The sequence below is a fragment of the Desulfovibrio sp. genome (assembly GCA_016208105.1).
Classification (GTDB): Bacteria; Desulfobacterota; Desulfovibrionia; order Desulfovibrionales; family Desulfovibrionaceae; genus Fundidesulfovibrio.
On sequence record JACQYS010000019.1, the window covers coordinates 358187 to 384926 of the forward strand.

23 protein-coding genes, 1 tRNA gene and 1 pseudogene are annotated in these 26740 nt (G+C 57.7%); 13 read left to right on the top strand and 12 right to left on the bottom strand.

Annotated features, from left to right (window positions below):
* Positions 1 to 62: 62 nt before the first annotated feature.
* The 5 genes from HY795_11515 to HY795_11535 all read right to left on the bottom strand — a co-directional run bounded on the left by HY795_11515 (position 63) and on the right by HY795_11535 (position 5846).
* Positions 63 to 935: an oxaloacetate decarboxylase gene (locus HY795_11515; protein MBI4805852.1), complete on the bottom strand. Its 873-nt coding sequence runs from the start codon at positions 933 to 935 to the stop codon at positions 63 to 65.
* A gap of 241 nt (positions 936 to 1176) precedes the next feature.
* Positions 1177 to 3666: a leucine--tRNA ligase gene (locus HY795_11520; GenBank protein ID MBI4805853.1), complete on the bottom strand. Its 2490-nt coding sequence runs from the start codon at positions 3664 to 3666 to the stop codon at positions 1177 to 1179.
* Position 3667: 1 nt separating this feature from the next.
* Positions 3668 to 4150 carry a transcription antitermination factor NusB gene (gene nusB, locus HY795_11525; GenBank protein MBI4805854.1) on the bottom strand — a complete coding sequence of 161 codons (483 nt, stop codon included), beginning with the start codon at positions 4148 to 4150 and terminating at the stop codon, positions 3668 to 3670.
* Positions 4147 to 4617 (bottom strand): 6,7-dimethyl-8-ribityllumazine synthase, encoded by a 471-nt coding sequence (locus HY795_11530; protein MBI4805855.1) that lies wholly within the window; start codon positions 4615 to 4617, stop codon positions 4147 to 4149. Before HY795_11530 ends, nusB begins: the two co-directional genes overlap by 4 nt.
* An 11-nt stretch (positions 4618 to 4628) precedes the next feature.
* On the bottom strand, positions 4629 to 5846 hold the full coding sequence (locus tag HY795_11535) for a bifunctional 3,4-dihydroxy-2-butanone-4-phosphate synthase/GTP cyclohydrolase II (protein ID MBI4805856.1): 1218 nt from the start codon (positions 5844 to 5846) through the stop codon (positions 4629 to 4631).
* Between the two features lie 303 nt (positions 5847 to 6149).
* Between HY795_11535 and HY795_11540 the strand changes: the two genes are divergently transcribed.
* A complete protein-coding gene (locus HY795_11540; GenBank protein MBI4805857.1) occupies positions 6150 to 6959 on the top strand; it encodes a C_GCAxxG_C_C family protein in 810 nt (269 codons plus the stop codon).
* A gap of 76 nt (positions 6960 to 7035) precedes the next feature.
* Here HY795_11540 and HY795_11545 read toward each other — a convergent pair whose 3' ends face one another.
* Complete coding sequence (locus tag HY795_11545; protein MBI4805858.1) at positions 7036 to 7683, bottom strand: riboflavin synthase; 648 nt, start codon at positions 7681 to 7683, stop codon at positions 7036 to 7038.
* Between the two features lie 347 nt (positions 7684 to 8030).
* Here HY795_11545 and HY795_11550 point away from each other — a divergent pair, with 347 nt between their 5' ends.
* On the top strand, positions 8031 to 8426 hold the full coding sequence (locus HY795_11550) for a MucR family transcriptional regulator (protein ID MBI4805859.1): 396 nt from the start codon (positions 8031 to 8033) through the stop codon (positions 8424 to 8426).
* A 491-nt stretch (positions 8427 to 8917) separates the two neighbouring features.
* Here HY795_11550 and HY795_11555 read toward each other — a convergent pair whose 3' ends face one another.
* The gene (locus HY795_11555; protein ID MBI4805860.1) at positions 8918 to 10258 is read right to left on the bottom strand and encodes a sigma 54-interacting transcriptional regulator; all 1341 of its coding nucleotides are present in this window, start codon (positions 10256 to 10258) and stop codon (positions 8918 to 8920) included.
* Positions 10259 to 10511: 253 nt separating this feature from the next.
* On the opposite strand from HY795_11555, the gene HY795_11560 reads away from it, so the two are divergent.
* A complete protein-coding gene (locus HY795_11560) occupies positions 10512 to 11528 on the top strand; it encodes an iron-sulfur cluster assembly scaffold protein (GenBank protein MBI4805861.1) in 1017 nt (338 codons plus the stop codon).
* A gap of 346 nt (positions 11529 to 11874) precedes the next feature.
* On the opposite strand, the gene HY795_11565 is transcribed toward HY795_11560, so the two are convergent.
* The gene (locus HY795_11565) at positions 11875 to 12327 is read right to left on the bottom strand and encodes a YaiI/YqxD family protein (protein MBI4805862.1); all 453 of its coding nucleotides are present in this window, start codon (positions 12325 to 12327) and stop codon (positions 11875 to 11877) included.
* Between the two features lie 45 nt (positions 12328 to 12372).
* Complete coding sequence (locus tag HY795_11570) at positions 12373 to 12576, bottom strand: YwbE family protein (GenBank protein ID MBI4805863.1); 204 nt, start codon at positions 12574 to 12576, stop codon at positions 12373 to 12375.
* Between the two features lie 144 nt (positions 12577 to 12720).
* Here HY795_11570 and HY795_11575 point away from each other — a divergent pair, with 144 nt between their 5' ends.
* Entirely contained in the window at positions 12721 to 15261 is a 2541-nt protein-coding gene (locus tag HY795_11575; GenBank protein MBI4805864.1) for a fused MFS/spermidine synthase, read from the top strand.
* A 185-nt stretch (positions 15262 to 15446) separates the two neighbouring features.
* Here HY795_11575 and HY795_11580 read toward each other — a convergent pair.
* A tRNA-Ser gene (locus HY795_11580) sits at positions 15447 to 15539 on the bottom strand.
* A gap of 120 nt (positions 15540 to 15659) precedes the next feature.
* Here HY795_11580 and HY795_11585 point away from each other — a divergent pair.
* Together HY795_11585 and HY795_11590 are read left to right on the top strand one after the other, a co-directional pair.
* Positions 15660 to 16838, top strand: coding sequence for an aminotransferase class I/II-fold pyridoxal phosphate-dependent enzyme (locus HY795_11585; protein MBI4805865.1), 1179 nt, complete (start codon positions 15660 to 15662; stop codon positions 16836 to 16838).
* A complete protein-coding gene (locus HY795_11590; protein ID MBI4805866.1) occupies positions 16835 to 18136 on the top strand; it encodes a homoserine dehydrogenase in 1302 nt (433 codons plus the stop codon). Before HY795_11585 ends, HY795_11590 begins: the two co-directional genes overlap by 4 nt.
* A 262-nt stretch (positions 18137 to 18398) precedes the next feature.
* Here HY795_11590 and HY795_11595 read toward each other — a convergent pair whose 3' ends face one another.
* Positions 18399 to 18542 carry a hypothetical protein gene (locus tag HY795_11595; protein ID MBI4805867.1) on the bottom strand — a complete coding sequence of 48 codons (144 nt, stop codon included), beginning with the start codon at positions 18540 to 18542 and terminating at the stop codon, positions 18399 to 18401.
* A gap of 385 nt (positions 18543 to 18927) precedes the next feature.
* Between HY795_11595 and purT the strand changes: the two genes are divergently transcribed.
* The gene (gene purT / locus HY795_11600) at positions 18928 to 20109 is read left to right on the top strand and encodes a formate-dependent phosphoribosylglycinamide formyltransferase (GenBank protein ID MBI4805868.1); all 1182 of its coding nucleotides are present in this window, start codon (positions 18928 to 18930) and stop codon (positions 20107 to 20109) included.
* A 276-nt stretch (positions 20110 to 20385) separates the two neighbouring features.
* Here the strand turns inward: purT and HY795_11605 are convergent, their stop codons facing one another.
* Positions 20386 to 20592: a hypothetical protein gene (locus HY795_11605; GenBank protein MBI4805869.1), complete on the bottom strand. Its 207-nt coding sequence runs from the start codon at positions 20590 to 20592 to the stop codon at positions 20386 to 20388.
* Between the two features lie 186 nt (positions 20593 to 20778).
* Here HY795_11605 and HY795_11610 point away from each other — a divergent pair, with 186 nt between their 5' ends.
* The 6 genes and pseudogenes from HY795_11610 (at position 20779) to HY795_11635 (ending at position 26730) form a co-directional block, all read left to right on the top strand.
* Positions 20779 to 21078 carry a hypothetical protein gene (locus HY795_11610; GenBank protein ID MBI4805870.1) on the top strand — a complete coding sequence of 100 codons (300 nt, stop codon included), beginning with the start codon at positions 20779 to 20781 and terminating at the stop codon, positions 21076 to 21078.
* The gene (locus HY795_11615) at positions 21075 to 21509 is read left to right on the top strand and encodes a hypothetical protein (GenBank protein MBI4805871.1); all 435 of its coding nucleotides are present in this window, start codon (positions 21075 to 21077) and stop codon (positions 21507 to 21509) included. The genes HY795_11610 and HY795_11615 overlap by 4 nt, the downstream gene beginning before the upstream one ends.
* 26 nt (positions 21510 to 21535) lie before the next feature.
* A pseudogene (locus HY795_11620) lies at positions 21536 to 22343 on the top strand (hydrogenase).
* 1531 nt (positions 22344 to 23874) lie between these two features.
* A complete protein-coding gene (locus HY795_11625) occupies positions 23875 to 24039 on the top strand; it encodes a hypothetical protein (GenBank protein ID MBI4805872.1) in 165 nt (54 codons plus the stop codon).
* A gap of 93 nt (positions 24040 to 24132) precedes the next feature.
* Entirely contained in the window at positions 24133 to 24324 is a 192-nt protein-coding gene (locus tag HY795_11630) for a hypothetical protein (GenBank protein MBI4805873.1), read from the top strand.
* A 939-nt stretch (positions 24325 to 25263) separates the two neighbouring features.
* Entirely contained in the window at positions 25264 to 26730 is a 1467-nt protein-coding gene (locus HY795_11635; GenBank protein ID MBI4805874.1) for a DUF2029 domain-containing protein, read from the top strand.
* Positions 26731 to 26740 lie beyond the last annotated feature (10 nt).

Genomic DNA, 26740 nt, shown 5'->3' on the forward strand with positions numbered 1-26740 from the left:
TGCCAACCAGCCGTCATGCCTTGGCCTCCGGCGCAATGGGGGAAACGCTTGGCAACGATCGCTCACTCCTTGATGAACTTCTTTTCCCGCTCCCGGATGTCCTTCGCTCCTATGAAGTTGAAGTACTCTTCGAAATCCATCATGGTTTCTGCCCCGGCAAACCCCTGGCTTGTCCCGTGCTCCTTGAGATATCCGGCCCAGTTCGTAAGCGCCCTGGCCGCGGTGAACACGGAGGCACAGGGATACGCAGCCACTGAGTAGCCCAACTTCTGTAGTTCCGAAGCCGGAAGGAAGGGCGACTTCCCGCCCTCTATCATGTTGGCCATGCTTGGTACGGAAACAGCCGAATTGACCCTGCGCATATCCTCGGGCGAGGTCACGGCCTCCACAAACACCATGTCCGCCCCGGCTTCAGCGTAGAGCCGCGCCCGCCGGATGGCTTCGTCGATTCCGTAGACCGCGGCCGCGTCGGTGCGGGCCATGATGACGAAATCGGGATCGGATCTGGCCCACAAGGCTGCCTTAAGCTTGGGCAGAAACTCCTCCACAGGGACCACCTGTTTCCCGGCCATGTGGCCGCAGCGCTTTGGGTAGGTCTGGTCCTCAATAAAAAGCGCGGCCGCGCCCAACTGCTCGACCAGACGCACCGTGCGAATGACGTTGTTGACGTCACCGAACCCGGTGTCGATGTCCACCATCACCGGCAGGCTGACCCGTTCCACAATGCGGGAGTAATGGCCAAGCATCTCCGTGGAGCTGATGAGCCCGATGTCTGGCAGGCCAAGCAGGCTGCCCGAGGTGCCGTAACCAGCCACGGCCATGGCCTTGAACCCGGCCTGTTCGATGGCCAGGGCGGAGAGGCCGTCGTGGGCCACGGGAAGCATGAGTATTTCCGGATCGTTCACGAGTTGCCGGAAGAGCGTGGTCTTTCGCATGGTAGTTCCTTGAATGAGGCAGTTCTTTGAAAACGGCTTGAGGGTAAGACCAACTCTCACCAATCACAAGCTCCCATGCCCACCTGTCGCGCTCTTGAACGAACACAGCTCCAGAGCATTTTCGAGTGGTCTGCCTGGAAATGCTTAAATAACACCCACCCACGCGAAAGCCCCCGGACGAGATGGCTCATCCAGGGGCTCACACGGGAAGAACTCCCGCTAAATGCTCTTGATGCGCAGCCTAGTTGGCCACGATATTCACCAGCTTGCCGGGCACGTAGATGACCTTGCGCACGGTCTTGCCCTCGATATGGCGGGCAGCGTTTTCCTCGGCCAGCGCCGCCGCTTTCACAGACTCCTCGTCCGCGTCGGCCGCCACCTCGATCTTGCCGCGCAGCTTCCCGCACACCTGCACCACCACGGTGACCGTGTCCGTGGCCAGGGCTGCCGGGTCGTGGGCCGGCCAGGGTGCTTCCGCCAACATCTTTTTATGCCCGATCATCTCCCAGAGTTCCTCGCACACGTGCGGGGCCATGGGAGAAAGCGCCACCAGGAGTGAATTGACTGCGGAGGACAGGGCCTTGCCCGAATCCCTCTTCAACTCGTCCACATTGGCGTAGAGGAAGTTGAGCATCTCCATGATGGCGGCAATGGCCGTATTGAACTGGAACTGACCTTCGATATCCTTGGCCACCTTGGCCACCATGGCGTGCTCGCGGCGGCGGAGCTCCTTGGCCAGGGGCGAAAGCGACGCCGGGTCCAAGGCCAGGCAGGGGCCCGTGGGAGAAATTACGCCAGCCAGTTCTTCGGTGACAAGACGCCATATACGCGACAAGAACCTAGCCGAGCCCTCGATGCCTGAGTCGGACCACTCCAGGTCCTTTTCCGGCGGGGCCGCAAACAGCATGAACACCCGGACAGTGTCCGCGCCGTACTTGGCAACCATGACGTCCGGGTCCACCACGTTGCCCTTGGACTTGGACATCTTGGCCCCGTCCTTGATCACCATGCCCTGGGTGAGCAGGTTGGCGAAAGGCTCGGCATGGGTCACGTATCCCAGATCACGCAGGGCCTTCACCCAGAAGCGCGAATACAGAAGGTGCAGGATGGCGTGTTCGATGCCGCCAACGTACTGGTCCACGGGCGACCAGTATTTCACGGCTTCCGCATCAAAGGGTGCCGTGTCCTCCCGGGGGCATGCGTAGCGCAGGAAATACCAGCTCGACTCCACGAAGGTGTCCAGGGTGTCGGTCTCTCGCCGTGCCTTGCCGCCGCACTTGGGGCAGGCCACGTTCACGAATTCGGCGCAGTCCGGCAGGGGGGAGCGGCCGTCCGGACGCACCTGGATGTCCAGGGGCAACTTAACGGGCAGCTCATTTTCCGGCACAGGCACCACGCCGCAGCTGTCGCAGTAGACCATGGGGATGGGGGCACCCCAGTAGCGCTGGCGGGAGATGTTCCAGTCGCGCAGGCGGTAGTTCACGGCCCGGGTGCCCTTGTTCTCCGCTTCAAGCCAGTCCGCGATGCCGACCTTGGCGGACTCGCTGCCCTGGCCGGTGAAGGGACCGGAATCGGCCAGGACACCCGGGTCGGTGTAAGCCGCGGTCAGGACCTCGGCCGCAAGGGTCTCGCCCTTGGGATTGATGACCACCTTGAGGGGAAGGCCATACTTCTTGGCGAACTCGAAGTCGCGCTGGTCATGGGCCGGGACGGCCATGACCGCGCCGGTGCCGTAGCCCATGAGCACGAAGTTGGCCAGGTAGATGGGCATCTTGAGCCCGGTCACGGGGTTTGTGCAGTAGCTGCCCGTGAACACGCCCTCTTTTTCCAGATCGTCGGCCTGTCGCTTGATGCGGTCCAGGGAGCGGATCTTCTCGATAAAGGCCCGGGCTTCGCCCTCCTGGGGTTTGCCAGAGATCAGCTTCTCGGCCAGGGGATGCTCGGCCGCGAGCGACATGAAGGTCGCACCCCAGAGCGTATCTTGGCGGGTGGTGAACACCCGCACCGAGCCGGAGCCGTCCTCGAGGGGAAAATCTATTTCGCAGCCAACGGACTTGCCGATCCAGTTGCGCTGCATGGTGAGCACCCGCTCCGGCCAGCCGCCGGCCAGGGTCTCCAGGTCCTTAAGCAGTTCCTCGGTGTAGGAAGTGATGCGCAAGAACCATTGCTCCAGGTCCTTCTGCTCCACTTCCGAGTCGCAGCGCCAGCACTTGCCGTCCTCCACCTGCTCATTGGCCAGCACGGTGTGGCAGTCCGGGCACCAGTTCTGCGGTGAATTCTTGCGGTAAACCAGGCCCTTTTCATAAAACTTGAGGAAGAAGAGCTGCTCCCAGCGGTAGTAGGACGGGTCGCAGGTGGCCAGTTCGCGCTCCCAATCCAGCGAGTAGCCCATCTTCTGCAGCTGGGAACGCATGTTGTCGATGTTTTCGTACGTCCACTTGGCAGGATGCAGGCCGTGCTTGATGGCCGCGTTCTCGGCCGGAAGGCCGAAGGCGTCCCAGCCCATGGGATGCAGCACGTTGAAACCATGCATGCGCTTGAACCGGGCCACCACGTCGCCAATGGTATAGACCCGCACATGTCCCATATGGATGCGCCCGGACGGGTAGGGGAACATCTCCAGAACGTAGTACTTGGGTTTGGAAGCATCCGCTTCAACATGGAAGCAGCGCTCCCCGGTCCACTTCTGCTGCCATTTGGCTTCTATGGAAAGCGGTTCGTAGCGTTTCATCTCAGGCTTCTTCTTTGTTGGACGCGAGGTCTTTCTTGATGGTGAACTTGCCCTGGTCCACGGCTTTGGCCACGGCGTCCAGGATGCCGTTGACGAAGCCCGGCGAGTTCTCGTCGCCGAATTCCTTGGCCAGCTCCACGGCCTCGTTTAAGGCCACGCGCAAGGGGATGTCCGCAACGTGCAGGATCTCGTACAGGGCCAGTCGCAGAATGGTCAGTTCCACCTTGGCGATGCGGGCGAGTTTCCAATGCTGGGAGTGCTCCTGAACGAGCTTGTCCAATTCCTCGTGGTCTTTCCACACTCCCTTGACCAGCTCCAGCACATAGCTGTCGCCGGACTCGGGCAGGTCCGGGTCCATGGGAGCGTTCTCCACGGCCTTTAACAGCGCCCGGTCGTTCACCGGTGGTTCGAAGTCGAACCCATAAAGCACCTGAAAGGCGCGTCGCCTGGCTTTGCGCCTTGGGGTCTGGGGTCCTGACACTATATCTGCTCCAGAACCCGAACCAGCTCCAGCGCGGCGGAGGCGGCTTCCACACCCTTGTTGCCGGCCTTGGTTCCGGCGCGCTCGATGGCCTGCTCGAGATTGTCGGTGGTCAGAAGGCCGAACCCGATGGGCACGCCGCTGTCCAGCCCCACCTGGGCCAGGCCCTTGGTGCACTCGCCGGCAACGAAATCAAAGTGCGGGGTGTGCCCGCGCACCACCGCCCCCAGGCAAATGATGGCCGAGTACATGCCGGACTTGGCCAGCTTTTTGGCCGCCAGGGGCATCTCGAAGGCGCCGGGAATCCGAACCAGGGTCAGGTCCTCGCGTTCGGCGCCGTGACGGACGAGATAGTCGACCGCGCCGCCCACGAGGCGGTCCACGATGGTGTCGTTGAAGCGGGAGGCCAGAATGGCGAACTTAAGCCCCTTGGCCGTCATTTGGCCTTCGATGGTGCGGATGTGCAGCATGGCGCGGCTCCTTACTTGTTCTCCAGGTTGAGCATGTGACCCATCTTTTCCTTCTTGGTGAGCAGATAGTCGATGTTCTGCTCGCAGGCGTTCATCTCGATGGGGACCCGTTCCACCACCTCGAGGCCGTAGCCCTCAAGGCCCACTATTTTCTTGGGATTGTTGGTCATGAGCCGCATTTTGGTAACCCCCAGGGCCACCAGCATCTGAGCTCCGATGCCGTAGTCGCGAAGGTCCGCCTTGAAGCCGAGCTTCTGGTTGGCTTCCACGGTGTCGAGCCCCTGGTCCTGAAGGGCATAGGCCTTGATCTTGTTGGCCAGGCCAATGCCCCGGCCCTCCTGGCGCATGTAGAGGAGCACGCCCTTGCCCTCGCGGTCGATCATGCGCAGGGCCTGCTGGAGCTGGCCGCCGCAATCGCAACGCAAGGAGCCCAGCACGTCGCCTGTGAGGCACTCCGAATGCACGCGAACCAGGGTGGGTTCCCCGGGTTTGATGTCTCCCTTGACGATGGCCACGTGGGTCTTCGGCCCGGGCCCCTGGGTTTCGAAGGCGATAACCCTGAACCCTTCGCCGTAGCAGGTGGGCAGCGTGGCTTCGGCGGCCTTGTTCACCGAAAGATGTCCGAAACGCATGCGGTAGCGGATGAGGTCCGCGATGGAGGCGATTTTCAAGTCGTGCTTCTGAGCGAACTCGATAAGATCCGGCATGCGGGCCATGTTGCCGTCGTCGCGCATGATCTCGCAGATCACGGCGCAGGGTTTCAGACCCGCCAGACGCGACAGGTCAACGCTGCCCTCGGTCTGGCCGGCGCGCACCAGCACGCCGCCTTCCTTGGCGCGCAGGGGGAATATGTGGCCAGGGGAGACGATGTCCTCGGCCTTGACGTCGTCCGCCACGGCGGTGAGGATTGTGGTGGCCCGGTCAAAGGCCGAAATGCCAGTGGTGACGCCTCGCCTGGCCTCGATGGACACCGTGAATCCGGTCCCGAACTGGGACTCGTTCTGGTGGGTCATCAAGGGCAGGTTGAGCTTGTCGATCCATTCCGGGGCCATGGGCAGACAGATTAGGCCCCGGCCATGCACGGCCATGAAATTGATTATCTCGGGCGTGATCTTTTCGGCGGCGATGGTCAGGTCGCCTTCGTTTTCACGGTCCTCGTCGTCCACCAGGATGATCATCTTCCCCTGGCGGATTACCTCTATGGCTTCTTCTGTTGTACAAAGTGGCATGAAAAAGTCCTCCTGAAGGCCAACGCTGGAAGCGTTGGCCGGAACACTTTTTAGTAGTAGGGAAAATCAAAAAGGGCAAGCCAGGCCGTAACAGCCCCACGCCTCGTCTCCTACCAGTCAGGCGCTCCCATGTGCTCTGGCTGCCAACACCCGTTTGCGACCCACACCAGCATGTTTGCACCGCCCCTCCCCATCCAACAAAATCACGTGTGATTTAAGATAGATGCCTAGCCCAGACAATGGCATGTGGCTTGCTTTCTTCCGGTCAGCATCCACAACCAAATACTGACCGGAGGTGATGGAATGTTTTCCTGCAGCAGACGTGACGTACTGGGCGTGCTGGGCGGTGCCCTGATCGGGGGAGCGGCGAGCGTAGCGATGCCGAACGGGGACGCCAGAGGCGCAACACACGACACGGGGGACAAGCTGGCGGCTTGGCTTCCCCACAAGCTCGACGCCCAGACCTGCGCCCCTCTGGCCTACGACGGATATTGGCACAACGACTTCGGCTGTTGTTATGGGACGTTTTACTCCATTGTGGGCAGCCTGGGTAAACGCTACGGGGCACCGTATAACCAGTTCCCGTTCACAATGATGGAAGTGGGCAAGAGCGGCATTTCCGAGTGGGGCACCATCTGTGGGGCGCTCCTGGGTGCGGCAAGCGCCTTCGCCCTGTTCTGGGGCCGCAAGGAGCGGGATCCGATGGTCACGGAATTGTTCCGCTGGTACGAACAAACCGCATTGCCCAAATACGATCCCGGAGAAAAGGCTCGGGGGGTGAAAGGGATGGTGCCCACCGGCGTTCCCGGCTCTGTGCTCTGCCATCTCTCCGTGAGCACCTGGAGCTTCGCCACAGGCATCGACGCCTCCAGCACCAAACGTAGCGAACGTTGCTCCCGGATCACGGCGGACGTTGCAATAAAGGCCATCGAGATCATGAATGCCAAAATCGACGGCACCTTCGCCTCTGCAAGCATGTCCAAGGCCGAGGAGGCCTGCGGATCATGCCACGGGAAGGGCAAGTCATCCCCAATCAGCAAGGGGCGAATGGATTGCACACCGTGTCACAGCGGCAGCGTCCATGTGCAGGATAAATTCCGCAAGCACCCGTAATCGCGCTCACACGCAATTCCCAACTGGTCTGACGGCGGCGTATTGCCGTCGCCGTCAGACCTCATCGCAAAAACTCCTAAAACCCGTGCTGCTTGAGGAAGTCGTCGGTGATCCCCGAGGGTTTGGCCTTGGAGGCGAACGGCTTTAGCATGCGGACCACGTATTTCCCGATAAGGTCGCACTCCATGTTCACGGCCCGGCCCGGCCCCCAGCCGGAGATGGTGGTTTCTGCCTGCGTGGCGGGAATGATGTTCACACTGAGCCAATCCTGGCCGGACTCGTTGACCGTAAGGCTTATTCCGTCCAGGCAGACGGACCCTTTTTCCACCACATAGATGCCGAACTCAGGGGGAAAGACGAGGGTGTAACGCATGGACTCCCCGGCCGGGGAAGCGGAATCGACCTTGGCCTGACAATCCACGTGCCCGCTCACCAGATGGCCTCCCAGACGATCGCCCAGGGCCAGGGCGCGCTCCAGGTTCACTTTGGAGCCAGACGCGAGTGCGCCCAGGTTGGTCTTCTCCATGGTTTCGGTTGATGCATAGGCGCTGAAGGAATGAGTTGCTGCGCTCTCAACCGTGAGACACACACCGTTCACCGCGATGGATTCACCCAAAACAATGTTTTGAAGTTCGAAAAGAGCCTTGATGGACAACCGCATCTGTCCGCCACGCCTCTCAAGCGCCTCCACCTTGCCCATGCCTTGCACCAGTCCCGTGAACATGAGTCCCCCCCTTTCTCGCCTCGCGAAACATTTGCCCGGACAAACCACCTTTGTCAAAGCTGGGAACCATACGCAGTGTGATGCAGAACGTACGCAAATTTTTTCGTCACTGCTTTCTTTTTTGCAAACATCAAGTGCGAATCATCATGCCCTTATGGATTTCTAGAAACGCTAGCGAATTTGCCGGACGCCGCTCCAGGCAAAGCTTTTCACCGCATATTGCATCTTAATCCGTAACACTCCAAAAAACTTTCACTGATGGAGAAAAATGCATTTGGGTTATTTACATTACGCCGTTGTTTCGTGTATTGCGTCGAAACACCACCCGCGACAGTAAGGAGAATCACATGGATGACTATCTTAAGGAAGCATTGGAAATCGTAAAAGCCCAAGCAAGTGTCCGCAATATGACCGAGGAGGAAATTACCTCCATGGTTAAGAAAGTGGCCGAAGGCATTCGCGGCATCAGCGAGGGCGTGGCCATTGTTGACGAAAGCGGAGCTCCTGCCGTGGACCCCAAAAAGGCCATCAAGGAAAAGTCCGTTACCTGCTTGGAATGTGGCAAGACCTTCAAGATCCTTACCAAGAAGCACTTGGCCACCCACGGCGTCACTGCCGACGAATACAGGACAAAATACGGCTACAAGAAGGGAACGCCCCTGGTCAGCAAGTCCTTGCAGCGTGAACGCCGCGCCAAAATGAAGGACATGAAGCTCTGGGAAAAGCGCAAGAAGGCCAAATAATCTTCAAGCAACATCCGGCCTTTTCCACCACTCATAACACCGCCTCCAAGCTACCACCTTGGAGGCGGTGTTGTTTTAACGCCCGCACGCTTCTCTGTAGTTTCAGACGAACTTTCTAAGAAGGCCTCAGCTGGAACAAGCTTTCGCATGTATTTCGCTGAACTCTTGCCAGCGAGGCCAGGAGCCTGGCCATGGTAGCATGGGTATAGCGCCATCCGGCCGCCGGAACAGCAAGTCGGATAGCTCTCGAGAAGTCTTGCTGGGAGGCAAAACCGGGGATCACATCTACGGTTGGCCCTGAGAGTTCTCTCGCTGAACAGTCCCAGCACGGCATCGCATTTTCTCACAAAGCGGCTGTGCCCGGGCGGGATGCCTAAACTCTGGGTAACCTGGGTGTGCTTATTTGCTGTTTAAAACGCGAAAACGTCACAGGCCTTTTTCCAGCACAATACCTTGCCGGACGATTTTTCTCTCCTGTGCTCAGGACGGACTTATTTTTCGTCCGCTTCGCTGGTGCGCAGAATCCTTCGCAAGGTATCCTTGGTAATGCCAAGCTCTCGGCAAGCGGCGTTCCGATTTCCCAAATTGCGCAGGACGGCCCTTTTGGCAGCGTGGTAGCGCACCTCATCCATGGTGAGGGGGAAATCCTCCGAGGGCGGGCGAATCGCCGGGCGCAGGTTCTTTGGCAGGTGTTCCGGTTCAATGAGTCCGCCGGGGCACAGTATGCAGGCGAACTCGATAATATTTTCCAGCTCCCTGATGTTGCCGGGATAATCATGCCGGATAAGAAGGCGCATCACCTCAGGGGTCACTCCACGGATATCCTTGCCGAGCAGCTGTCGTCTGTGCCTGAGAGAATGTTCGACCAAAAGCGGAATATCCTGGCTTCGCTCCCGAAGCGGGGGCAGGACAAGCTGGACAACGTTCAGCCGGTAGTAGAGGTCGCGCCGGAAAGTGCCCTCTTCAACCATTGCGGCCAGATCCCGATTGGTGGAAGCCACCACCCGCACATCCGCGGGTACGCTCTCCACGCCTCCCAACGGCTCGAAAACCCTCTCCTGCAGGACCCGCAGAATCTTTGACTGCAAAGACAAGGGGAGATCCCCTATCTCGTCTAGCAGCAGTGTGCCGCCCTCGGCCAGTTGAAACCGCCCTGGCTTGTCCTTTCTGGCGTCGGTAAAGGCCCCGGCCTTGTACCCAAAGAGTTCGGATTCCATGAGCTGCTCAGGCAGGGCACCGCAGTTCACCGCCACGAACGGCCCCTTCGAGCGGCTTGAGAGCCTGTGAATCGCCCGCGAAAAGAGCTCCTTCCCCGTGCCAGATTCTCCCAAAAGGAGCACAATTGCGTCACTCTCGGCGATCTGGGGAAGAATCCTCACCAGTTCGGAAAGATGGGGATCACGCGTGCAGAAGTCCTCAGGGGAATGCCAGCCAATGAGCCGGTTGGTTTCTTCGCCCCCGGAAAGATCACGTATGGTCTCAACACCCCCGATTATCTCTCCTTTGTTGTCCTTGAGAGGAGCGGCGCTGACGCTTACCGACACGGTTGCCCCGTCAGGCCGGGTGATGCTCATGATACGGTGGGAAATCTTGCGGTCCTCTTCCATGCAGGGACGCAAGATGCAGACTTCCTTGCAATTCTTCGTCTGAAAAACATCCCAGCACTTCCGGCCCAAGGCATCCTCCTGCTTTATGCCGGAGATGGCCTCGGCCGATCGATTAAAGAAGGTGACCGTCAAGTCGCGATCGATGGTAAAGACGCCATCCGCCACACTGTCCATGATGAACGAGCACATGGACGTGCAGGGAAATGGCTTCCCGTTGCTTTTCATACCGCCCCTTTCGACCCCCGAATCCCACGCTGCGAAAAGAATCTACCCCGCCCACCTGCCCCGGTCAACGAAGCGGACGTATTTTTCTTCCGCCCCCACTTGTCCACCCGTCCACTTCGTCACAACATGCTATAATTAAACACTATGTCATTGTGGCCCGCTTTATGCTTTTTTTCACAAGCAGGGCGCGGGCACGCCCTGGAAACCCTTGGGTTGCTGGGCAGCACCCATAGACACACGAGGAGGAAGGGACATGACACTCTCCCTGACTATTACAGGGCGCAGGTGCGACCTCGCACTGCACCCGGTTTCGGCAAAGACCGTGGAACGAATTCAGGCATTGGGCCGCAAGTTTTACACGAAGAAGTATATTCATTGGTGGCGCAGCGGAAACACCAGCACCTGCGGCATGAAGTTCGACGACGAATGCGTCATAAAGGTCGAACTCGACGGCAAGAACATCCCCTTAGACACTTCGGCCATCCCGGAGTCCGCCGTCCTCTTACGCCGTCGACACTACCTGGAGAGCAATGCAAGGTACCTGGCGCTTCTGGGTTATGACGACGAGTACTGCCACATGGTCTGGACCTGGAACAACGTCGAGAACTTCGATCCCGCCAAGTTCGATTTCTTCGTCCATCGTTGGGACCGCATCCTGGGAACCAAGGATTTTCTGATCCTCGATGATGTCCGCTATGGCGAGGCCTTTGCCGACGAGCAGGATTGGGGCGGAAGTTGCGGTTTCAGCCTGGTCGATCCCAGAATCATCGACCTCGACGAAGTTCGCCGGGAACTCGGCATCACCGCTCCCACTCCGGCAGCGGCCAAGAAGCCTGCGAAAAAGCCCGTGCCTTTAAAGACGCCAGAACCCGAGGTTCAACCCGATGTGGTTGCGGCAGCAGTAAACTCCCCCACTCCGGCCTGCGACGTCGGCACCGCACCGCTCACAATAGCTGTGTCCAACCCCAATGCGGTGGGCCTGCATGGATGCACCACGTGCAAGCAGTCCATCCGCGTTGAGTTGCGCATTAAGGACGACGTGATTGAAGAGGCCGGAGGAGTGGCCGCTGGCTGCGACTATAGCAAGCAGTGCCTTGCCGCCCTTACATCCTTGATAAACGGCAAGTCCGTGTACGACTGCTACACCCTGAGCAACGAGGATCTTCGTCCCCGCCTGCCGAAGGTGTACCCGAAGCTCGACTGCGACACCTTCACTGTAGGCGCTCTGAAGATAGCCCTGCGCGACTGGGAAAAGAGATCCGCTGCGTAACGCACTCTCGTACGAACTGGGCGTCTGCCGTTAAGGCGGGCGCCCGGGAGGTTTCGACCGTAATGTGATCATATGCCTGCCACTCCTCCGGAAAGCACGCCCCACCCCACCCACCTGTACTTTCCGGAGGTTCCACGCGCTGGCCCCGGGCGGTCCCTCCCGCCCGGGGCTCTCTTTTTTGCTCAAGACTGATCTGGTTCGGGATTACGCCCGCAAGCCGTCGGTGCATATCCGTTCTGGACTGCACTGTATTTCACCAGGCGGGCACGGGTGTCTCTTTCTATCTCGAGTGGCTGGGGTGGCAGAACAGAGGAAGAGGACGTGGAAGACTGAGTGCTGAAAACGTTCAGGGGGCGCCGTGTTCTGTCAGGAAGCGGTCAAGCTGGTTGGCGAAGTTCTCGCGATCCCGGCGGCTGAGCGGTGGAGGACCGCCTGTGGTCACACCGCCGCTTCGAAGCTCATAGAGCAGATTGCGCATGGTCAGGCGCCCCTGGATGTTGTCCTTGGTGTAAAGCTCTCCTCTGGGATTAAGGGCGTGGGCATCCTTCTCGATGACCTTGGCGGCCAGCGGGATATCCGCGGTGATGACCAGGTCGCCGGCCTGGACAAGCTCGACAATGGCCTCATCCACTACGTCGAAGCCTTGCCCCACCCGGATGGTCTTGATGAAGTCCGACAGGGGAATCTGCAGATTCTTGTTGGCCACCAGGGTAAGACGCAGCTTTAGACGCAGGGAGGCCCTGAAGAGTATCTCCTTGATGGCATTGGGAAGCGCATCAGCGTCGACTAAGATTTCCATTTTCTATGATCACCTTGGCGAGTGGATTAAGTATTTTCTATGACGTCATCCCTGTCCGCCCGGGATATCCCGTACCCGCCCGACCTCCCCGCTTACGAGGCGGACCTTGATTCCCCGGGAATGAAACGGTGCTTTGGTCAGGATGTCCTTGACCACGCCTTCCGTTGTCTTTCCGGTCCGCTGGTCCTGCTTGAGTACAATCAGGACGCGTAGGCCCGGCTTGATGTCACTGCGGTTTGTTCCATTCATGGCAATACTCCTGCGGCAAGGAAGTGGCCTGCCCGATAGCTGGTCTGGGCCGAACACGTCAAACCGCATGGGTAACTCGAATCCAGGAGAGTGAACCCGTTCGGGTCGTTGACCTTTTCCCCTACATAAAGCACGGATTGTTCCGTGAACGTACGCCCCGGGCTTTTCCCCGCACCTTTGGCCACATTCATTTTCGTTTTTCTCACCGGTATGTCCGCCATGATGGACGAGGTGGTCTGGCAACGCTACCTGGCCAGGTTGCTGGGCGCTGACGCGGCTGCCACCGCAGTGGTGCTCGCGGTATTCCTTGGTGGCCTCTCCCTGGGCTACTGGGCCTTCGGGCGTGTTGCCCGCCGCATTGCCCGCCCGCTTCGTGTTTATGCTTTCGCCGAGGCCTTCATCGGAGTCTGGGGACTGATGTTTCCCTGGCTTTTTTCCTTCGTCGAGGCCGCGGCCACGGATTTCAACCTGGAACCGCCACTGGGGCTTGCCCTCCAGGGATTTGGGCTTGCGGCCGTCCTTATGGGACCTCCCACCATCTGCATGGGCGCGACTATTCCGCTTCTGACCCAGGCTCTGAGCAGCGATCTCGAATCCTCCGGACCGGTCCACGCCTCTCTCTACGGGATCAACACAGCCGGGGCCTTCCTTGGTGCCGTGGCAGCCGGTTATCTGACGGTTCCAGAACTCGGGCTTCCGGGCAGCCTCAAGCTGGCCGCATCGCTCAACCTTATGGCCTCTTGCTGGTTCGCCTTCGCGCCAGTCTGCTCCCCAGCTCAAACGACCGTCCCGCCGCCTTTGCCTTCTCAGCAAGCGATTCCAGTCAGCCCGCATCTGGCGAAAGCATTGCTGGGGCTGGCTATGCTGAACGGCTTCCAAGCCATGGGGCTCGAAAACGTGTTGGTGCGTTTCGTGGCCTTGTCCTTTGGCGGTTCAGCCTATTCCTTCACCATGGTTGTTGGCGTTTTCGTGCTGTCCATCGCTGCGGGCGCGCTTTTGGCCGGTAAATATACCCGATGGGACATCAGGGCGATGTGGTCGAACCAACTCCTCATCGCGGCGCTGCTCTTACTTATCCACCCAACCCTGGACACGTGGCCCTATTGGGCCCATAGGCTGCGCCTGCTCTTCGCTCCCACTCCAGCCGGGTTCTGGGGTTTCCAGGCCGCCGGATTCGCCGCCCTGGCCCTGATAGCCGGGCTCCCGGCCATGCTTATCGGCGCCGCCGTCCCCTTGATCTTCAACCGCCTGCGCTCCGACCTGGCAACGGTTGGACGCTTAAGCGGCCGGATTTTGTGCGCCAACACCTTGGGTAACCTTTCGGGTAGTCTCGTGGCGGGGCTGCTGCTCCATCCATATTTGAACAATGGCCAGATCTTTCTTTTGTGCGCGGTACTGGCGCTGTTCGGAGCGTGGTTCGCGGCGGCCGAGCTTTCCCGGCTGACCAGATGGGCCACGGCCCTGGCAGCCCTGGCAGGCATCGCCCTGATCCCGGCCAACCCAGCGTTCGACCCTGAACGCTTCATGGTGGGCACGTTTCGCGTCCAGGTTCCTCTTCCCTACAGTGAACTGCCTCCACAGCAGTTCTACCGGGAGTTCCAGGACGGCGCCGAGGCTCTGTTCCTTGAGGACGGACCGGAGGGCTCCGCCGCAGTGGCCCGCACGCCCAGACAAGCCTGGCACTCCGAGGCTCCTCTGGCTATTCTGGTGAATGGTAAGTCCGACTCCTCCACTGTGGCCGATATGGCCACCTTGCGGCTTCTGGCCCACCTGCCCGCATTGCTCTCTCCCAGCCGGACCGAGACCCTGGTGATCGGCCTGGGCACCGGCGTCACCTCCGGTGAATTGGCCCTCTACCCGGACGTGGCCAGCATCGACACGGCGGAAATTTCTTCATCCGTCATCAAGGCACTGCCATTGTTCGGAGTGTTTACCGGAGCGGTGCACCAGGACGCGAGATTCAATGTGATCCAAGGCGACGCCTTTCGCATCCTGGCCAGGTCTCACAAACACTGGAACCTGATCGTCTCAGAACCCAGCAACCCCTGGGTGCTTGGCGTCGATGCGCTCTTTTCCAGGGAATTCTATCGATTGGCCCGGCGTCATCTGGCTGAAGATGGACTGTTCGTCCAGTGGATCCACATACACGACGCCTCAGAGGCTGTGCTCGGAATCGTCCTGCGGACATTGCGCTCCGAATTCCCCCACATTCGCCTGTTTATGAGCCAAGCCAACGACCTCATTGTCCTGGCCTCAATCCAAGACTTTGCTGCCTCTCACCTTGACGGCGCAGCCAGAACGCTGGCCGCGAACCCCTTGGTGGCCGGATCTCTTGAGCAGATCGGATTGCATTCGATCGAAAGCCTGCTTGCCCGTGAAATCACTCCACCTTCGCTCCCCGGGGTGGTTCAGACCCTGGACAAGCCCCTGCTGCATTATCTGGCTGGGAAGAGTTACTTCATGGGTGATCGTGTATCCCAACGTCTTCTTCTTTCCGGAGAGGGCGATGACGCCAGCACGAGGAGCTTGCTTGAACAGCGGGTGCGGCACCGGTCTGAAGGTCCATTAGGGCGCCGGGAAGCCGAGGCTATCAGGAACTCGGCCATGGACCGCAGGGGGGAGGAGGCTGTTCCTCTTCCTCTGCACGAAGGGCTCGGGAATAAGCTCAACCGGTTGGCACAGTGAAGCGGTACGGACGCGACGACCAAAATCTCTCGCGTCTCTGGCCTTGCACCGCGTGCAATGAAGATTTTCGCGATGATGCGTATGCGCCCCACCCGGACATGACGTGAGTCCGCACGGAAGATAGGAACACGTAAAGAGGCCCTGGCCGAAATCCTCGGTCAGGGCCTCTTTTTGAAAGCGCAGTATGGCGGAGAGGGAGGGATTTGAACCCTCGATACCGGTTTTGCCAGTATACTCCCTTAGCAGGGGAGCGCCTTCGGCCGCTCGGCCACCTCTCCGCGAACCGGACACATATCCATCCGCACTTTTCCGGTCAAGAACGAATGTGCGCCTTTGACACCACGCCCGCCCCCCGCTACATTCCACGGATTCAAACACTTGAGAAGGAGCCGTTCGCGATGCACAAGTTCGCGCGCATGGAGCGCCTGCCTCCCTACGTTTTCGCCGTGGTCACTGAGCTGAAGATGCAGATGCGCCGCCAAGGCGTGGACATCGTCGACCTCGGCATGGGCAATCCCGACATCCCAACGCCCAAGCACATCGTGGACAAGCTCATCGAGGCATCCCAGAAGGGCGTCAACCACCGCTACTCAGCATCCAAGGGCATCCCCGGGCTTCGCCTGGCCATGGCCAACTGGTACCTGCGCCGCTTCGGCGTGGAGCTTGACGCGGACTCCGAAGTGGTGGTCACCATGGGCGCCAAAGAGGGCCTTGCCCACCTGGCTCTGGTGATGCTCCAGCCCGGCGACGTCGTCTTCGCCACGGACCCGGCCTATCCTATTCACCCTTACGCCTCGGTGATCTCCGGTGCAGACGTGCGCCGTATTCCGCTTGGCAAAGGGCGTGACTTCTTCGACGATCTGCTCACAGCCACCAAGCAGACATGGCCCCAGCCGAAGCTGCTCATCATAAGCTATCCGCAGAACCCCACCGCCGAAGTGGTGGACGTCGACTTCTTCGACAAGATCGTGGCCTTCTGCAAAGAGCACAACATGCTCGTTATCCACGACTTCGCCTACGCCGACCTCTGCTTCGACGGCTACAAGGCCCCGAGCTTCCTCCAGGCCAAAGGCGCCAAGGATGTGGGCGTGGAGTTCTTCAGCCTGTCCAAGAGCTATTCCATGGCCGGCTGGCGCGTGGGCTTTTGCTGCGGCAACAAGGACATGGTCTACGCCCTGACCCGCATCAAAAGCTACCTGGACTACGGCATCTTCCAGCCCATCCAGATCGCGGCCGCCGTGGCCCTGAACGGCCCGCAGGACTGCGTCCAGGAGATCTGCGACGTCTACAAGGACCGCCGGGACGCCCTTATCGAGGGTCTGCACCGGGCCGGATGGGACGTCCCCCCGCCCAAGGCCACCATGTTCGTCTGGGCCCAGATTCCCGAAGAGTTTCGCAAGATGGGCTCGGTTGAGTTCTCCAAGATGCTTCTGAGGGAAGGGCACGTGGCCGTATCCCCGGGCCTGGGCTTCGGCCACTTCGGTGACGACCACGTCCGTTTCGCCCTGGTGGAGAACCGCCACCGCATCAATCAGGCTGTGCGCGGCATCAAAAAGGCCCTTTCGGGGGGCGCGTGAGTCCCGCCCCCGTCCGCCTGGGCCTGGCCGGTTTCGGCACTGTGGGCCAGGGCCTGGCCTCCATCCTGGCCGAAAGCGGCGACTGGGTCGAACGCCGCCTGGGCAGGCCCGTGGTCTTCTCGGCCGTGGCCGTGCGCGACCCGGCAAAAAAACGCCCGGTCCCGGTACCTGCCGGGGCTCGTCTCGTAAGCGCTCCACTTGAGCTGGCCACTGCCGAGGATGTGGACATCGTGGTGGAGCTCATGGGGGGCTTGAACGCCGCCTACGAGCTCATCCGCCTGGCCCTCGCCTCGGGCAAGCACGTGGTCACGGCCAACAAGCACCTGCTGGCCGAAAAGGGCGAGGAACTCTTCGCCCTGGCCGCCCAGAAGGGAGTTGGCCTTTACTACGAGGCCAGCGTCTGCGGCGGCATCCCCATCGTCCAGACGCTCAAGGAATCCCTGGCAGGCAATCACATTCTGGCCGTCACCGGGATTCTCAACGGCACGTCGAACTTTATTCTTTCGCGCATGACCCGAAAGGGCCTCTCCTACGAGGACGCCCTCAAGAAAGCGCAGAAGAAGGGATTCGCCGAGGCCGACCCCACCCTGGACGTGGAAGGGCTCGACGCCGCCCACAAGCTCATCCTGCTCATCCGGCTGGCCTACGGGCAGGGCTATCCCTTGAGCGCATTGCCCGTCACCGGGATCACCCGGGTGACGCCCCTGGACATCGCCTATGCCCGGGAGTTCGGTTGCGAGGTGAAGCTCATCGGCCAGGCCAAGCTGGTGGATGGCAAAATAATGGCCGCGGTGCACCCCATGCTTTTGTCCAAGACCTATCTGCTGGCCCAGGTGCACGGCGCCTTCAACGCGGTGCGTGTGGTCGGCGACGCAGTGGGCGCGGTGATGCTCTATGGCCAGGGCGCGGGCGGCCGACCAACGGGCAGCGCGGTGCTGGCGGACATCATGGATCTGGCCCGCGACGGCTCAGCGCCCAACAACACCGGTTTCCCGGAAAAGATTCTCCCTCCGGCAAGGCTTCTTCCCGCTGACGAGGAAGTGAGCCGCAGGTACTTCCGCTTCACCGTGGAGGACAAACCCGGCGTGCTGGCCGCCATCGCCAAGGTTCTCGGCGACGCGGGCATTTCCATTTACCAGGTGGTGCAGAAGGTTGACCCTGACGCCCAGGACGAGTCCATCGTGCCCATCGTGTTCATGACTCATCAGGCCCGCCAGCGTGACGTGAAGGCGGCCCTGGAGAAGATCAGAGCCTTCCCGTTCGTGAAGGCCGAGCCCATGCACTTGAGGGTTTTGTAGAGAGCACAATTCAAGATCGACGCATCTACTGACAGGACGCCAGAATAGCGACCGTTGTTGATTCTGAATTTCAGGGGTTAGATCTGCGATCTAACCCCTTTCCGTTTGCTGGCCGAAGTTTAAAAATGATTGATCACCGGCCGGTGATGCGCAATGGCCATGTCCTCATGGGGATTATCAGGGACATCGCTCGAACTTCACCTCACAATGATTATTACGACGCTGGAAGGTTGGGGCACAATCTCAACCCCACCTTACAGGATCATTCCTCTACGGACTGCTCCTGCTCTTCTTCTGGAGGGGCGTTTTTTTTCTCCAGCTTGCGCTGAAGCTTTTCTTCCTTCTTCTTGTTCTTGGCCGCCTCTTTAGCTCGTTTTTCAAAAGAATAATTAGGTTTTTTAGCCATGGATCGTCCTTGTTGGAAGTAAGAGGAATATTCTGCCTTTACGCAACTGGACGAGCCAGAGTCACGTTGGCATCAATAGAACTTTTCGAAACCATTATCTCAATACCCACTCAACAATGCCGCACTATACGGTTTGCTCGTCGTCATCATGACCGGCAAGGGCTCCTCATACGCGAGGTCTCTCTCTTGTTGCTTCGAGTATGAAGGAAGGATGGGCTGGTATCAAGGGGTGTTCATTAACTGGCCTTCCATTTTCCTGCCGGGACCCAATGTTCATTTGGTCCAGAGAAGGGGCATCCCCCGCGCGCCCCTAAAAACTGGTTGTTCATACAGCTTCTTCCCTGTAATTTTCTGCGCTCAATCTTGTCCTGCCAAGGAGATTTCCATGACGACTATCGGCACGCCCCTCACCTCGTCCGCAACCAAGCTCCTGTTGCTCGGTTCCGGCGAACTCGGCAAGGAAGTGGCCATCGAGGCCCAACGTCTGGGTGTCGAAGTCATCGCTGTGGACCGCTATCCCAATGCTCCGGCCATGCAGGTCGCTCATCGCTCTCATGTTGTGAGCATGTTGGACGCCGCCGCCCTGCGCCGCATTATCGAAGAGGAGAAGCCTGATTTCGTTGTGCCGGAGATTGAAGCCATCGCCACCGAGGAATTGCTGGCTCTCGAGGCCGAAGGAGTAACAGTGGTCCCGACGGCCAGGGCCGCCCGGCTGACAATGGACCGAGAGGGCATTCGCCGCTTGGCTGCCGAAGAGCTGAACCTTAAGACCTCCCCCTACCGTTTTGCCGATGCGAAGGATGATTTTCTGGCCGCCTGCCAGGCCGTGGGCTTTCCCTGCGTGATCAAGCCGGTCATGTCGTCTTCGGGCAAGGGCCAAAGCGTGGCCAGGAGCCTGGCCGACGCTGAAGCATCGTGGGAATACGCCCAGACAGCCGGACGCGCCGGAGCCGGGCGGGTCATCGTGGAAGGGTTCGTGGAGTTCGATTATGAAATCACGCTTCTAACCGTTCGGCACGCCGGGGGCACGAGCTTTTGCCCCCCCATCGGCCATCGGCAGGAGAAAGGGGACTACCGGGAGTCCTGGCAGCCCCACCCCATGAGCGAAAGAGCTCTGGCCGAGGCCCAGAGAATGGCGGAAACAGTCACCGCCGCCTTGGGCGGACGCGGCATCTTCGGCGTGGAGCTGTTCGTAAAGGGCGACCAGGTGATCTTCTCGGAGGTCTCACCCCGTCCCCACGACACGGGCATGGTCACCCTCATTTCCCAGGATCTGTCCGAATTCGCCCTGCATGTGCGGGCCATTCTCGGCCTGCCTATCCCGGCCATACGCCAATACGGACCAGCCGCTTCCCGCGTTATCCTGGCCGAGGGAGACTCGACCGCCCCCAGCTATGAGATTGCCCCGGAAGCTCTCTCCGAGCCGGACACGGCCATCCGGCTCTTTGGTAAACCAGAAATTCACGGCATGCGTCGCATGGGCGTGGCCCTGGCTTTGGGCAAGGACGTGGACGACGCCAAAAGCAAAGCCATCCGCTCAGCTTCGATGGTCCAGGTCCGGCTGTAATCCATTACTCGGGCGAGGTTTAATCCTCTTGAAAAAATGTTCTCCGTGTATGTCGATCATGCGCGGAGAACATACTCGTTAGCCAAGATGAAGTATTGCCAATTCTCTCCAAGCAACTAAACACGATTAAGCGGCCTCCGATGATAGGGCTTTTGACAACGTAAATGTGGCTAGCCCATCATCAGGAGCTTGCATCGTTTTTTTTGAGAACCGCCCGAATAAGGCAATGCGGTGGACGTGGGCTATCCCTGATTTAAGCCCGTTCGGTACCATGAATCATGGAGCGACCGGGACGTCTGGGAAAGGCCTGCTGGGGAGCCGATCCTGCCAGGTGTCTACGATTTCTACCTGGCTGAAGGTGACGAGGTGCATGAGGTCGCCGTTGACCCGGTGCACGCCGGGATCATAAAACCTGGACACAACCACTTCCAGTGTCATGGTGAACTTGTGCTTCATCTGGAAATCGCACTGGATTTTCAGCATCGTGGGGTCGAAGAGGCATTGATCGGCGGTCCTGATGCGCGCTCAATCCAATATGGGGAGACACTGGCAGGAAGATCGCCTTTCACTCACACTACTGCGTACTGTCGAGTGATTGAAGCTTTGTCCAAGTGTCGAAAATCGGCACGGGCGAAGAGGCTTCGCGGAATTGCCCAGGAGCTTGAGCGTATGGGATCGGGCGCGCTGGCGGGCGACATCGGTTTCCTGCCCACCATGAGCTATTGCGGGCGCATACGCGGCGACTTTCTTATTATGACCGTGCTCTTGTGCGAGAACAGGTTCGGGCGTGGCATGATATGCCCGGGTGGTATCGGTTTCGACATGGACGACGGGTGGGTGGAGAAGCTGCTCCGCCAGCTTGATACGACGGAGAAAGACGCCAATGTTGCCATCGAGCTTCTTTGGGACACTCCCTCGCATGGCTCGATTCGAGAATATCAGCCACCTACACAAGCAAGTGACCCTTGATCTTAGAATGGTCGGCACGGCCGCGTGCTACCGGGGTGGAAGTCGACACGCGCAACGACCAACCATCGGGGGTGTTCCGTTTCACCCATGCACCAGTATCTATTTACGATACGCGGGACGTTTTTGGTCGCGCGTACGTCCGATGGCTGGGGATTCAACACTGTATTCCATTCGTCCGGGAACAACTGCACATCATTCCCTTGGAGGATATACAAAATAAGGCCGGATCCCTATTGCCAAACCGTAGTGCAGTGTCTCTGGATGAAGATTGGCGGGGTGAAGTGTGCCATGTCGCTATCACTGACGATGAGGGGAGATTCATGCGCTACATCGTTCCACTACTGGTCAGGACTGGCGTATGCTTACGGAGCCAGCAGATTTCTGATTCCCGCTGTGCAAAAGGGCTTCAACCTGTTGTATTTCGGGTATGATCTCTGACATAATTTAGGAATGAATATTGTTGAACGTCATAGTATCCAGGCTGAAGCAGGGCCACCGGACGATTGTGTACCCCTCTGAGCCTTCCCCGAATTGCCGGACAGGTTTCGGAGGTACCCGTCGATCGACCCCAAGAAATGTCTCACGTGGTTCCATCTCTGTAGCGACATCTACCCGGTAAAGGCCATAACTGTAGCGGCCACGGTCAATATCGACATGGGGAAGTATCTCTTCTGCACCGATCCTCCACTGTTTGTCCGCAGCAAGCCATAACGTTCATGGATGAGTACCGCTTGGCCGCCCGTACTCGGCAGGTATGATTCTCCTGCCAGAAAACCAGAGGCACTCCCTGATGCACGGCTCGATGACAAACCGTTGAGCACGTTCGGTCGGTGCCTGAAACTTCGCCAGGTCAACGCAACGGGCTGCAACGTGTGTGAAGCTGATACGATCGTTCTGGGCATGGTCGGCTGGGAGCTTGGCTGTTACGGCATACATTTTGTTGCCTCGCCTAGGCACGCCGAGGGGGTGTTGATAACCGGCCCCATGAGCAGGCACACTTTGGACTCGAGAAGACCTTCCGGGCCGTTCCTGAGCCTAAGATCCTCATTGCAGGTGGGCTGCGCCATTGCCGGGGCCCGTATGCCGACCACACAGAAGTGGAGAGTGGTGCCAACAATACCGTTCCGGTGAATCATTATGTCCCGGGATGCCCTCCTCATCCGCTAACAGAACTAGACGGGTTGCTTCGGCTGTTAAACCGAATTTGTTTTTTACAAGCCAACTGCAAATATTCAGGAAGGGCTATCAGGCCCCCTGTTTGGTGAGCGGTTGGCCTGACTGAGTTTTCGTAGTTTCTTACCAGAAGGAGCATGGCCATGAAACGACGCATGCGGAGCACGGGGCAGAAGGCTCTCATCGTCCTCGAACGCCTTCGAGGATGATCAGCTATGAGTTTCGCAACGAGCACGGCATTCCCACAACGCACTATTCTCTTTGGCGGGAGCGCGTTCTCGGTAGCGCGCACTGAGTCTTCAAGGCGACACCTGGGCAAATGCCCCACCTGCTTGATTCCCATAATGCCAAGCACAAAAGCTTGGCTGGCGAACCTACCTCGGAATAATATACGGACTGTCGGCCTAAAGAACCGCGGCCAATACTCCAAGGTGCCGCACGAAATTCTACACAGGTAGAAGGTATTCGCGGACTCAGGCCAATCATCATTTCTGGGACTTCCGACAAATCTGGACGCAACTGCGCTTCGTTGATGAGTGGAAAGTAGGCAAGAACCGGGTGAACCGGCTGATGAAGAAGCACTGCCTCAAAGTGCGAGGTAGTCTACTACTCAAGGCTAAGTAAAAACCAACCGGCAAAAAACCGAGCCCCCCAAGCCAAACCAATGGGACATCTATGTGATCAAGGCCATGATCAGAGCCTTAGCTGAGTATACGTGATAATCGTGTTGGGCTGGCCCACCAAGAATGTCGTGGAACACTACGCCGGAGTACATCCCTGGGCTTGGCACGGGCTGACAGCTTTAAACAAGGTTGTAAAACTGCAAGCCTCTGAAGGAGCGTTAAAGGCCACCTACATGCCCGACAATGGCTTTCAGCCGATCTCGATGAGCTTCATGTAGGCCAGCCAGCTCATGGGAATCAACCACGCCTTCACTAGTTAGTCCCCCCCAATGGGCAACGCGGATACTGAGCGGTGTAACTTGCCCCTGGTTTGGTGATCGGTTGCGCTAATTGTATTATCGTGTCTGATTCCCAGGAGGAGAACAGTCATGAACCGCGTAAGCGGAACGCTGAGCAGAAGGCGTTGGTCATCCTCGCAGGCCTTCGAGGACGACCACTCGGCGAGTTGTGCAATGAACATGGTATTCCTCAAGCTAAGTATTATCAATGGCGAGACCGCTTCCTGGGAAACGTCCACCGTGTGTTCGAGACGGCCACTGTGGACAAGCGTACCCAGCTGTTTGAGTTAGCAAACGCCAAGTTCAAGGGACTGGTCGGCGAATTGACCCTGTAGTAAATAAACGGACGGCTGGTCGTGATGAAGCGAGGGCCTGACGCCAAGACGGCCACTCGCAATGCGGAGTTGTTTGTACGCATTCGTACCCTCAAGGCCGATCATACTTACTAGGCCTACAGCCGAATCTGGTCCCATCTGTGCTACATTGATGAATGGAGCGTAGGCAAAAACCGGGTCCATCGTTTGATGTAGGAGCACTGTCTCACGGTGCGAAGCAGTTTGCTGCTCAAGGCCAGCGCAAGCCTACCGGACGCAAGCCAAGCCCGACCAAGCCAAATCACTGGGGGGCATCGACATGACTAAGGTAATGATTGAAGGCTTTGGATGGCTGTATTTGTGGTGATCGTGCTGGACATGCACACCAAAAGGATCGTGGGCCACTATGCCGGGTTCCAGGCCCGGGTATGGCATTGGCTGGTTGCTCTGAATAAGGCCGTGAACAGGCAGTTTCCCGAAGGCACACGTGGCGCTAGCCTTAATCTGATGTAAGAGAATGGCTGTCAGCCGACCAAGGCCATGGGAGAAAATCAAAGCTTAGCCAGTTACACCAACCCCAAGGGCAACTAGGATACAGAACACTTCATGCGCACACTCAAGGAAGAGCGGGTCCGGATCAATGAGTTTACAAGTCTCAGCAGCTTCCTGGAAGCCCAGGATGGCTTGATCGATGGCTACAATGCTTACTACCTGCACTCGGCGCTCGGCTACAGGTCGCAAGATGCCTTCGAGGCGGAAAAACTAGGCCGCGAGACACTTCTGACTGAAGCTTGTTAAATCGTGGCAGAACATAAAATGCTTAACAATGCGGACCGAATTTGATATTTTTTTTATTACCGAAACGTAAGAAATTGACCCGCTTCTCCAAGACGCAATCCGGTACAAAGCCGTGTAGGCTGTTGTCGAGGGCAAGATGACCCCCCCCGAAGAGAGACTTTTTTTTGTTGCTACATTTACACCAGCGTGCTTGTGGGGCAAGGCATGCCTTTTAGGAGCCGTTTTTTGAAGGGGGGGGAATCCTGAACAGTTGCGACTACCAGACATGCTCTGCCCGACACATATTAGTAAGACTTCTCATTGAACTGCAGTTCGCATCCGGTTGTCGCGCTGGGCTGTGGGCCGCCTACTTTAGCGATGGGGACTGACCCTAGAAGCCAACGATATGCGCCTGGGACGGACTTCGGACCAGCTCAAATACTGGTTTGAACACAAATATACCGCCATCTGCGGCTGGCCAAGGCCGCTAGGGCCATAATTTGGCGGGGCTACGAAACTGGTTACGCCCGGAATACTAGGCAAAGAGTGTCTGAGACGAATAGAGCGTAGCACCTGTCGACAAATGCAGCCTAAAGCGCATTCGTTGCAACGCGATCATGGCACTCGCCACGAGGGTACCTCAGCTTTATGGTCTTCAAGGAGCGTTCAACATGTAGTTACCCTAGCATTTATGGGTCACATTCAGACTGTTTCTGCCTCCAACCTAATAGCCTTGAGTTGGACTCCGATCGGACTTGCGAATCAAGACATCAAGCTGAACATCTTTCGGGATGGGAAAGTCCAGGACAAGCCAGTACTGATGAGCAAGATGAGAGGCTTCCTGCGCAGTAGGCGGTGTCGGCCACAAAAGGTGAAAAAGTATCTCGAGAGAATCATGCGTCGTCTCTGCCAAGGATGCGTAATTGAGGTTATTGTGTTCTAATATTTAGTGGATTAGGTATGTTTAAGAGCGAAAAATTTAAATTTCTTGTCGATCGGACAGTCCTCAGATTTCAATTGGATTGGCGCTATTCTTGGAGCAGTCGTCCAGCTCGGAGCATTTTATGGTCAGTGCTTTTTTGCACATTGCTACTAACAGGCTTGGTTCCCTGGTCATTCACCTACTGGGTTGATATCCCTCAATGGACCAACCCCTGGCGTGCTTCGGATTTTGTGGCGATGTTCGCCCCAGGTGCGGATTACTGGCCCATATACCAAGCTTCGGCAACTCTTGCGGCCGGGCAGTCCCTGTACAGTCCAACTCCAGATATTCCTGACGACAAAAAAGATCCGGGGGCCAAGCCGGAAACAGGGTTCAGTCAATATTCCTACCCCCCTCCTTTGGCTTACATACTACTGCCCCTGTCGCGTCTACCGTTTCCACAAAGCTATAATTGTATTGTCACATTAAACGTAATCATGACCGTACTGGGCATATGGTTTGCTGCGAGATGCCTGCCGTGGGCTTGGCCAGCCTTTTTTGCGGGACTAGTACTTTACGGGCAATCCAGCTTTATGCACTTTGAAATTGAAAGGGGACAGACAAACGGATTAACACTATTATGTATTTCTTTGATGGCTTACATATATTTTCGAAAGAAGAATTCGTGGCTAGCTGGGACGCTATTAGCCCTTGCCACTCTAATTAAAATGACCCCGCTGTTGTTGTTTTTCTGTTTTATTGTTCGCAGAGATACAGTGGCCATTCTGTCTGGTATTGGCACATCCTTGGTTGTAATATTTATTACTGGAGTCTGGAACTGGGCATACTGGATTTCCGATGTTGCTCCATACTGGTCCAGGGTTTCGGTGGGCTGGGGAATGGATCATAGCCTTAATTACCTGTTAACATGGTTTTTTCTTGATTCGAACGACCTCAAGTTGGTCGCATTCGCATCCATGGCAACCTTAACTATTTTGTTTGCTATTTTTGTCATGTTAAACAAGCAGCGAGACAATTACTTTTTCCTCGAGCTGTCAATTTTAAGCATCATTATGAACTTGAGTTTGCCATGGTCTGCGAATTATAAACTATTGATGCTTGCTTTTCCTCTGTTGTCAATCTTCTGCATACCGTATTTTAAATTTCTACTCAGCAACCATACTATTGCCTCTATCCCTTTTCTTACATCTCTATGGCTTATTGTCCCTGTCACATCTCTGCAAGTGATTCATTTTTTTACGGCGATTCTACCTGCAATATTTAGAGGGAAGCGCTTTACAAGGCTAGAGTTTTACAACATAATATCTCAGCGAGTGCTCGAAAACAACTCAATTGACTCGCTATTCGCCGATCGGCGTTGTGCGGTAGGGTTGGTTTTGCTGTTAATTGCTCTCATTGCTCTTTATGCAAAAACTACGTTTATATCGCGCGACCGTAGCCTGTCACTCAGTCAAAGGAGCCGTCGGGTGATGGCTCAAGGATGAACCTATGTTT